We start from the raw sequence: 1,295 nt of genomic DNA, 5'->3' as shown, positions 1-1,295 counted from the left end.
CCCGCGAGTTCCTCGACGACCGCGAAGAACTCGCCCGTCAGGTCGTAGTGCGTACAGAACAGCTTCGCGAAGTCGCGACCCGTCATGTAGTCGTTCGGGTCCGCGAGCAGCCGCAGCAGTGGATGGTCGGGCAGCTCGACCGCGCCCGCCACGTCGACGAGCGCCTTCAACCGCCCGCGGCGCTCGTCGCCACAGGCTCGGCGAAGAGACACGTCGACGAGCGCCTTCCGAGTGGTGGGGTCTCGCCGCTGGAAGGCACGCCACGTCACGCCAGCGAAGGCGTCACCGACCGTGTCAACGATCGTCCCGAGCCACGGCATTTCGGCATACGCCGCGAGCAGCGCGGGCACCTCGCGACGTGGCGGGGCCGAAGTCCATCGGCTCAGCTCCAAGCCGGTCCCCTTGCGTTTGCTGCCGTTCAGCGCGGCGCGCACCCTGTCGAGCATTCCCATTGCGTGACCTCAGACGGCGAAAAACTGCTCTGCGAAAACAAGGCGCGAAGCTGGCGACTCGCGCGGCGCGAGACCTTCGGCGAACCTCGCCCACCGCGAGCCGCGAGTCAGGACGCTACGCATCGCTCGGCCCCCCTTTGTCGAGCGGGGCGGGCGCGGCAGGGAGCGCGGGCGCGGGTTCGGCTGCGACGGGCTCGTCGGGCAGGAACTTGCCGAGCCGATCAAGCAACAGCTCGCGCAGCGCTGCCGTGTCCGCCGCCTGATCCTCAGTGCTCTTCGCCTCGTAGTTGTCCCGCCTCCCGTACAGCTCAGGGAAGCGTCGGCTCAGCAGCCATTGAACGTGTCGCGGGTTCGCTGTCGACGCTGCCTGCAAGGTCTCCGTCGCGGCCTGCATGAACTCGGCTTCGGCACGGTTCACGGCGACGTAGAAATCGCGGTAAAGCCCGCGCTGCTCGCTCGCCCCCCGGTGATACCAACGCGAGAGGGTGTGCTCATCGACACCGACCAAGCCAGCGGCGGCCCGTCGGAACAGGCCAGACCTCAAATACTCGCAAATAGTGTCTTGAAGCTCGGGGGTGAGCTTGGTCGGGCGAGCCATGCCCCGGGGTAAATGGGTGCGGTTGCCGCCACTGGCCCGCCGTTCTCTTCAGTTTTCAGGCCCCACGTCGCGCATTACTGGCGTGGCCCGCATTTTTTCTGGAAATTTTCTCAGCGTGTACCACCGCCGAGCACGGTCCCAAGTGGCCCCACATCGGAAATCGGAGCCGGGGGGATGCCTCAAGGCCCCCCACCACGCGGGCAGGCTGCGGAATGCCAGACCCTTTGGATTGCGAGCGAGCGGAG

At 67.1% G+C, this 1,295-nt stretch carries 1 protein-coding gene and 1 pseudogene; both read right to left on the bottom strand.

The features are described from left to right. Nucleotides 1-452, bottom strand: a pseudogene (locus GTZ93_RS42065) (phage portal protein); the annotation flags it as partial. A 115-nt stretch (nucleotides 453-567) separates the two neighbouring features. Next, on the bottom strand, nucleotides 568-1,050 hold the full coding sequence (locus GTZ93_RS42060; RefSeq protein ID WP_139924243.1) for a hypothetical protein: 483 nt from the start codon (nucleotides 1,048-1,050) through the stop codon (nucleotides 568-570). Between the last annotated feature and the right edge of the window lie 245 nt (nucleotides 1,051-1,295).

This window comes from Corallococcus exiguus (assembly GCF_009909105.1).
GTDB classification, from domain to species: Bacteria; Myxococcota; Myxococcia; order Myxococcales; family Myxococcaceae; genus Corallococcus; species Corallococcus exiguus.
This window is presented reverse-complemented; position numbering and strand designations above follow the sequence as displayed.

Excerpts from the sequence above, each read along its gene's own strand:
- GTZ93_RS42060 (WP_139924243.1), bottom strand. The coding sequence starts at position 1,050 with ATGGCTCGCCCGACCAAGCTCACCCCCGAGCTTCAAGACACTATTTGC.